This window comes from Aeromicrobium sp. (assembly GCF_036676885.1).
In the GTDB taxonomy this organism is placed as follows: domain Bacteria; phylum Actinomycetota; class Actinomycetes; order Propionibacteriales; family Nocardioidaceae; genus Aeromicrobium.
In genome coordinates this window covers 1-7,209 of record NZ_JAKFCB010000163.1, presented here as the reverse complement: position 1 = coordinate 7,209, position 7,209 = coordinate 1, and the positions used below count along the sequence as shown (strand labels likewise).

The window sequence follows — 7,209 nt, the reverse complement described above, 5'->3', positions numbered from 1 at the left end:
GACCCCAACCTCAAGGACCTCGATCTCTCGGGGATCGAGATCCTGGGCGAGACCTGGGGCGAGATCGACGTCGAGAAGGCCGCCTCGCTCAAGCCCGACCTGATCGTCGCCGACTGGTGGCCGGCCGAGAAGGCGTACAGCGGGCTCGAGGAAGGGGCCAAGGCGGCGAGCAAGAAGATCCTCGACCTCGCCCCGATCGTCGGCGTGTCGCAGGGCGACTCGATCGAGCAGCTGGCCGAGGGCTACGAGGAGCTCGCCGGCTCGCTCGGCGCGGACGTCGACGACCCCGAGATCGCCAAGGACAAGAAGGCGTTCCAGGCAGCACTCGCGGACTTCAAGAAGGCCGTCGCGGACAAGCCCGGCCTGTCGGTGCTCGCGGTGTCACCGGCGGACGACCTGCTCTACGTCGCCAACCCGAAGTACGCCCCCGAGCTGCTCGACTTCCAGGACTGGGGCCTCGACGTCATCAACCCCGACAAGCCGGACAAGGGCTTCCCCTACTGGGAGAACTTGAGCTGGGAGAACGCCGACAAGTACCAGCCCGACCTGCTGCTGATCGACGACCGCGCATACGACTCGACCGTCAAGCAGGGCGAGAAGCAGCCCACGTGGTCCAACATCAAGGCGGCCGAGGCCAAGGCGTACGTGCCGTGGCCGGCCTACTGGATGCACACCTACGGTGACTACGCCGAGCAGCTGGCCCAGCTGACGGCGGCGATCCAGAAGGCTGACGCCGGCCTCGCATGACGCTCCTCGAGACGTCCGCGCCCCGGCCCGAGACCGCACCCCGACACCGTCCCGGTGCCGGTCTCGTGGCCGGACTGGTCGTGCTCACGGGCGTGCTCCTGGTGGTCTGCTTCGTCAGCATCACGCTGGGCTCGCGCGGCGTTGGCGTCGCGACGATCTGGAAGGCGTTCACCGACTTCGACCCCGGCTCGGCGTCCGAGACCGTGATCCGCGAGATGCGGGTGCCGCGCACGCTGATCGGCGTGTTCGCCGGCGCGGCGCTGGGCCTGAGCGGCGCGATCCTGCAAGGTGTGACCCGCAACCCGCTGGCCGACCCCGGGATCATGGGCATCAACGCCGGCGCCGCGGCGTTCATCGTCTTCGGCATCATGATCCTCGGCGTCGGGGGTGTCATCGGTTACGTCTGGCTGGCCTTCCTCGGTGCCGGCGTCGCGACCGTCACGGTCTACGGCATCGCGTCGTTCGGGCGGGAGGGGGCGACACCCGTCAAGCTCGCCCTCGCGGGGGCGGCGGTCACGGCGGTCCTGTCGTCGCTCACCACGGCGATCGTCATGACGAATGTCGACGCCCTCAACGAGCTGCGCTTCTGGCAGGTCGGTTCGCTGGCCGGCCGCTACATGCCGGTGTTCTGGCAGACCGCGCCGTTCATCGTCGCGGGCCTGGTCGTCGCGCTGCTCTCCGGCCGGGCGCTCAACGGGCTCGCATTGGGTGAAGACCTCGCCCTGGCGCTCGGCCAGCGGCTCCGGCTGACCCGGCTGGTGCTGTTCGTGACGATCGCGGTCCTGTGCGGTGCAGCCACCGCCGCCTGCGGGCCGATCGTCTTCGTCGGGCTGGTCGTCCCGCACCTGGCCCGCTTCATCTGCGGCCCCGACTACCGCTGGATCCTGCCGTACTCCCTGGTGCTGACCCCGATCGTGCTGATCGGCGCCGACATCATCGGACGACTCGTCGTGGCCCCCGGCGAGCTGCAGGTCGGCGTCGTGCTGGGCGTCCTCGGCGCACCGGCGTTCATCGCCCTCGTCCGCTACCGAAGCCTGGCCGAGCTGTGATCGATCACGTGCCGAGCGCGCCACCCGCCTCCAGGACGTACGGACCACGGTCGCGTCTGGCCCGCACCAGGGCCGTGACCGTCGCGCTCGCGGTGGCGGCCTTCGCGCTGTTCATCCTCACGATGATGGTCGGCAGCTTCTACGTGCCGGCGTGGGACGTCATCACCTCGGCGTTCCACCTGCGCGACGAGCCGTCCGTCGACTTCGTCGTGCGCGACCTGCGGCTGCCCACCGCAACGGCCGCCGTCGCAGTCGGCGTCGCACTCGGGGTGTCGGGACTCCTGTTCCAGAAGCTGCTCGGCAACCCGCTCGCGTCTCCCGACTTCGTCGGCATCTCGGCGGGCGCCAGCATGTTCGCGGTCACGGCGATCGTCCTGTTCGGCGCGGGCAGCACGATGATCTCCGCCTCGGCCCTCGCCGGTGCCCTGACGAGTGCCTTCATCATCTACGTGCTGGCGTGGCGCGACGGCATCTCGGGCTACCGGTTCATCCTCATCGGCATCGCCGTGTCGCAGTTCATGATGTCGATAATCGGCTACATCGTCGCGCGGGCTGAGCTCTACGAGGCCCGGCAGGCGATGACCTGGCTCGTCGGCACCGTCGGCCAAGCCGGATCCACCGAGCTGCGTACGTTGCTCGGCGCGTTGCTGGTGTTGGTGCCGGCCGCCCTCGTGCTGCAGCGGCCCCTGCGCGTGCTCGAGCTCGGCGACGACACCGCCAAGGCTCTCGGCGCACGCGTCGAGATCAGCCGGCTTGCGCTCATCGCGGTCTCGATCGTGCTGATCGGCTTCGCCACCGCGGTCGCCGGCCCGATCATGTTCGTCGCCCTCATCGCCGGGCCGATCGCCCAGCGCATCGTCGGTCACAGCGGCGGTGGCATCGTGGCAGCAGGCCTCGTCGGCTCGATCATCGTGCTCGGCGCCGACCTGGTGGCCCATCACGTCGTACCGGTCGCCCTGCCGACCGGTGTCATCACGGGCATCATCGGTGCCCCCTACCTGATCTGGCTCCTCGCCACCGTCAACCGGGAAGGACGCGGCGGATGAAGCACGACCTGCGCGCCAAGAATCTGACACTCGGATACTCCGAGATCGACATCGTTCGTGACCTCGACGTCGCGATCCCCGACGGCCGGATCACGGTGATCGTCGGGGCGAACGCCTGCGGCAAGTCGACGCTGCTGCGCGGCCTCGCCCGGCTGCTGCGTCCGCGCACCGGCCAGGTCATCCTCGACGGCAAGTCGGTGCACGACCTCCGGAGCATCGACGTCGCCAAGGTGCTCGGCCTCCTGCCGCAGTCGCCGGTCGCACCCGACGGCATCACGGTCGGCGACCTGGTCGGCCGGGGCCGCTATCCGCACCAGGGCTGGTTCCGCCAGTGGAGCGCCGAGGACGACCGGGCGGTTGCCGGTGCGCTGGAGGCCACGGGCACGGCAGACCTCGTCGACCGCAACATCGCGGAGCTCTCGGGCGGTCAGCGCCAGCGGGTGTGGGTCGCGATGGCACTCGCACAGGACACCGACCTCCTGCTCCTGGACGAGCCGACGACGTTCCTCGACATCAACCACCAGGTCGAGCTGCTGGACCTGCTGACCGACCTCAACCGCGAGTCGGGCAAGACGATCATCATCGTGCTGCACGACCTCAACCTGGCCTGCCGCTACGCCGACCACATCATCGCGATGAAGCAGGGCACGATCCTCGCGGAGGGTCCGCCGGTCGAGGTCATCGACTCGGCGGTCGTGACCGAGGTGTTCGGGCTGGCGTGCGAGGTCGTGCCCGACCCGATCAGCGGGACGCCGATGATCGTGCCGCGCGGTCGTCATCACGCCGCACGCGAGCAGGTCGCCGCGGTTTCCTGAGCGACCCGGCCGTGGTTGGCTGAGCGCATGGCCGATGCGCGTGGGCAGGACCTCGTCGAGTTGCCGATGTTCCCGCTCGCCTCCGTCCTGTTCCCGGCGATGCCGCTCCAGCTGCGGGTGTTCGAGCAGCGCTACCTGACGATGCTGCAGGACCTGTTGGCCACCGACCCGGCGGAGTTCGGCGTCGTGCTGATCGAACGCGGCCAGGAGGTCGGCGGAGGGGAGCACAGCTTCTCGGTCGGCACCGTCGCGCGCATCGCCGAGATCAGCCCCGCGGACGGCTTCATCGGGGTCATGGCGGCCGGTCAGGACCGCCTCGAAGTCGTCGAGTGGCTCTCTGACTCGCCCTACCCGCTTGCCCGGGTACGCCGCATGCCCGAGCTCGAGTGGGACGAGGGGTGCGGCGAGCGCCGCGAGCAGACCGAGCTCCTGGTACGCCGGACGCTGGCGAGGGCCAGCGAGTTCGAGGAGCACCTGTGGCCGTCCACGATCGAGCTCGCCGATGATCCGGTGGCCCGGTTGTGGCAGCTCGCCGCGATCGCCCCGATCGGGCCGCTCGACCAGCTGCGGCTGCTCGAGTGCACCACCGTGCGGGAGCTGCTCGACGCGATGTTCGTCGTGGTCAGCGATGCCGGCGAGGCACTCGACGGCCGCTAGGGAGACTCTTGCTGGGCGCGGTCAGCGCGTACGGACGTAGCGTGCCCAGGCGAAGCAGAACAGGCCGAACGCGGCGAGGCCGATCGCCACGAGCGTCAGCAGGTAGGGCCCGAACGGCTGGTCCCGCACGGTCTTGAGCGCGTCGTCGAGCCCGCCTGCCTTGCCGGGGTCGTACGCGAGCGCGGCCCAGCCGAACAACACGCCGACGACGCCGATCGCCGCGCCCTTGCCGAGATAGCCGGCCCGGCCGAAGAGCAGGACCGGCGATCTCGAGGCACCGCTGGTGGCGCGGGCGTCGAGGTCGTGCGTGAAGTGGTCGCTGAGGGCGCGGTGCACGTGGAAGCCCGCCAGCACCAGGATGGCGACGCCGATCGCCGCGACGAGTGTGCGGCCGGCCGGGGCCGACAGCAGGTCGGCCGTGAGGGCTTCGCCCTTGGCGTCCTCGCTCTTCCCGCCCGATCCCGACGCGGTGCGGGCCGCAGAGGCGCCGATCGCGGCATACACGATCGCGCGGCCGAGCGCGGCGAGCCGCTTGACGGCGCGGTGCTTGTCGTCGAACACGGCACGATGACCCCAGATCGCGGTCATGACCTGCCAGAGCGCCAGCGCCCAGAGCCCGCAGGCGGCGACCCACATCAGCGGCTCACCCAGAGGTTGCTTGACGAGCTCGTGCAGGGCACCCTCGTGGCTGGCCTCGCCGCCATCGCCCCACGCGACCTGCAGCGCTATCCAGGCGACCACCAGGTGCACCAGTCCGTACGCGACCAGGCCGACCCGCGCGGCGGCGCGCATCGTGTCGCTGTGCCGCGCCTGTTCGCCGGCTGCCGTCACGTCTCCCATGTGGGCGCTCCCTCTCCCCCGAAGGCGATCGTCTCAGAGGTCGCGGGGTTCCGCCCGTCGAGCGTTATGTCAGCAGGCGGATGCCGGCATCCTCGTACGCGAACCGGTTGGGGAACGAGTGCGGGGGCAGTGGCCGTCCGGTCGGCGTCGCGTCGCCGGGATCGTCGGGCGCGGCCGGGCACGGTCGTTCGTACCAGTCGTTGCGGCGTACGAGGCGGTCGTCGACGACCGTGCCGAGGTAGTGGCCGTCACGATCGACCGCGTCGTGGTCGTCCCACGGGAACCAGCCGATCCAGCGGCCACGCAGGTCGAAGACGTAGCGGTCTGTCCAGGTTCGCCTGAACGCGATGGCCTCGCCTTCCATGTCGAACAGATAGACGCTCATCCGAGATAGTCCTTCCAGCGCTTCTACTTCGACCGTACGGCTCTGGGCCTGCGATTTCGGGGATTTGTTGCGAGGCAAGAAAAAATGGCCCGAAAGAACTAGTGCCCCGAGACCCTCCGGCGGCGGTCCCTTCGGATGGACAAGCCCTCCGACCCGGGGTAGGACTTGGACATGAAGCTCAGCCGGGTGCTCGGAGGGGTCGGGGTCGCTCTCGGTGCCGTCGCGGTCCGCGACCTGACGCAGAAGAAGCACGCCCTGCTGCGCAACTTCCCGGTGATCGCGCACGCCCGCTACTGGTTGGAGACCGTCGGCCCCGAGCTGCGCCAGTACATCGTCACGAGCAACGACGAGGAGCGGCCGTTCAGCCGCGACCAGCGCTCGTGGATCTACGCGTCGTCGAAGCAGGAGAACAACTACTCGGGGTTCGGCACCGACAACGACATCGAGCACCTGTCCGGCTACGCGATCATCAAGCACCGTACGTTCGCCGAGTCACTCCCGCATGACCACGCCGAGAAGGTCGGCCTGCCCAGCGCCAAGGTGCTCGGGGGGCCACGCCAGCGCGCCAAGGCGTTCCGCCCGGACTCGGTCATCAACATCTCGGCGATGAGCTTCGGCTCGATGTCGGGCAACGCCATCGAGGCGCTCAACAAGGGCGCGAAGATCGCCGGGTGCATGCACAACACCGGCGAGGGCGGTCTCTCGGAGCATCATCGGCAGGGCGGCGACATCATGCTGCAGATCGGCACGGCGTACTTCGGGTGCCGAACGGACGCCGGCGAGTTCTCCCTCGAGAAGCTCAAGGCGGTCGTCGACTCGGCACCGGTCAAGGCGATCGAGATCAAGCTCTCGCAGGGCGCCAAGCCCGGCCTCGGTGGCCTCCTGCCGGCGGCCAAGGTGACCAAGGAGATCAGCCAGATTCGCGGCATCCCGATGGGCAAGGACTGCGCCAGCCCGGCCCGGCACACCGCGTTCACCGACGTCGACAGCCTCCTCGACTTCACGGAGCTCGTGGCGACCGAGACCGGAGTGCCGGTCGGCATCAAGAGTGCGGTCGGCGAGATGGAGTTCTGGTACGAGCTGGTCGGCCTGATGTCGAAGCGCGACCGTGGCGTCGACTTCGTGACGATCGACGGTGGCGAGGGCGGCACCGGCGCCTCCCCGCCGATCTTCGCCGACTCGATCGCGCTGCCGTTCCGGATGGGGTTCTCGCGCGTCTATGGCACGTTCGCCGAAGCCGGGCTGACCGACGACGTCACGTTCATCGGCTCCGGCAAGCTCGGGCTGGTCGACAACGCCGTCGTCGCCTTCGCGCTGGGCGCCGACATGATCAACGTCGCTCGCGAGGCGATGATGTCGATCGGCTGCATCCAGTCGCAGAAGTGCCACACCGACCGGTGCCCGGTCGGCGTCGCAACCCAGGACGCCTGGCTGACGCGCGGCCTGGACCCGACGCTGAAGTCGGAGCGGTGCGCGCAGTACATCCGTACGTTCCGCAAGGAGATCGTCAAGGTCTCGGAGTCGGTTGGCGTCGCCCATCCCGGCCTCATCACCGCCGATGACGTCGACATCATGTGCGGTGACTACGACGCTCGATCGCTGCGCGCGGTCTACGGCTACAAGGAGGGCTGGGGTGGGCTGAGCGGCGAGCTCGCCGACCAGATCACCGA

At 69.3% G+C, this 7,209-nt stretch carries 8 protein-coding genes; 6 read left to right on the top strand and 2 right to left on the bottom strand.

Annotated elements, in window-relative coordinates; translation table 11 throughout:
- The 5 genes from V6M46_RS08020 to V6M46_RS08000 all read left to right on the top strand — a co-directional run.
- Positions 1 to 747: ABC transporter substrate-binding protein (locus V6M46_RS08020; RefSeq protein ID WP_332663571.1), on the top strand; the 747-nt coding region annotated here is incomplete at its 5' end.
- The gene (locus tag V6M46_RS08015) at positions 744 to 1,796 is read left to right on the top strand and encodes a FecCD family ABC transporter permease (protein WP_332663569.1); all 1,053 of its coding nucleotides are present in this window, start codon (positions 744 to 746) and stop codon (positions 1,794 to 1,796) included. The genes V6M46_RS08020 and V6M46_RS08015, both read left to right, overlap by 4 nt.
- On the top strand, positions 1,793 to 2,842 hold the full coding sequence (locus V6M46_RS08010; protein ID WP_332663567.1) for a FecCD family ABC transporter permease: 1,050 nt from the start codon (positions 1,793 to 1,795) through the stop codon (positions 2,840 to 2,842). Before V6M46_RS08015 ends, V6M46_RS08010 begins: the two co-directional genes overlap by 4 nt.
- Entirely contained in the window at positions 2,839 to 3,657 is an 819-nt protein-coding gene (locus V6M46_RS08005) for an ABC transporter ATP-binding protein (RefSeq protein WP_332663566.1), read from the top strand. The genes V6M46_RS08010 and V6M46_RS08005 overlap by 4 nt, the downstream gene beginning before the upstream one ends.
- A gap of 27 nt (positions 3,658 to 3,684) precedes the next feature.
- Positions 3,685 to 4,314 (top strand): LON peptidase substrate-binding domain-containing protein, encoded by a 630-nt coding sequence (locus V6M46_RS08000; protein ID WP_332663564.1) that lies wholly within the window; start codon positions 3,685 to 3,687, stop codon positions 4,312 to 4,314.
- A gap of 21 nt (positions 4,315 to 4,335) precedes the next feature.
- On the opposite strand, the gene V6M46_RS07995 is transcribed toward V6M46_RS08000, so the two are convergent.
- Both V6M46_RS07995 and V6M46_RS07990 read right to left on the bottom strand, forming a co-directional pair.
- On the bottom strand, positions 4,336 to 5,154 hold the full coding sequence (locus V6M46_RS07995; protein WP_332663562.1) for a DUF1206 domain-containing protein: 819 nt from the start codon (positions 5,152 to 5,154) through the stop codon (positions 4,336 to 4,338).
- Between the two features lie 64 nt (positions 5,155 to 5,218).
- The gene (locus tag V6M46_RS07990) at positions 5,219 to 5,539 is read right to left on the bottom strand and encodes a 4-fold beta flower protein (protein ID WP_332663560.1); all 321 of its coding nucleotides are present in this window, start codon (positions 5,537 to 5,539) and stop codon (positions 5,219 to 5,221) included.
- 171 nt (positions 5,540 to 5,710) lie between these two features.
- On the opposite strand from V6M46_RS07990, the gene V6M46_RS07985 reads away from it, so the two are divergent.
- On the top strand, positions 5,711 to 7,209 hold a 1,499-nt coding region (locus tag V6M46_RS07985; protein WP_332663558.1), incomplete at its 3' end, for an FMN-binding glutamate synthase family protein.

Excerpts from the sequence above, each read along its gene's own strand:
- V6M46_RS07990 (WP_332663560.1), bottom strand. The coding sequence starts at position 5,539 with ATGAGCGTCTATCTGTTCGACATGGAAGGCGAGGCCATCGCGTTCAGG.
- V6M46_RS07995 (WP_332663562.1), bottom strand. The coding sequence starts at position 5,154 with ATGGGAGACGTGACGGCAGCCGGCGAACAGGCGCGGCACAGCGACACG.
- V6M46_RS08000 (WP_332663564.1), top strand. The coding sequence starts at position 3,685 with ATGGCCGATGCGCGTGGGCAGGACCTCGTCGAGTTGCCGATGTTCCCG.
- V6M46_RS08005 (WP_332663566.1), top strand. The coding sequence starts at position 2,839 with ATGAAGCACGACCTGCGCGCCAAGAATCTGACACTCGGATACTCCGAG.
- V6M46_RS08015 (WP_332663569.1), top strand. The coding sequence starts at position 744 with ATGACGCTCCTCGAGACGTCCGCGCCCCGGCCCGAGACCGCACCCCGA.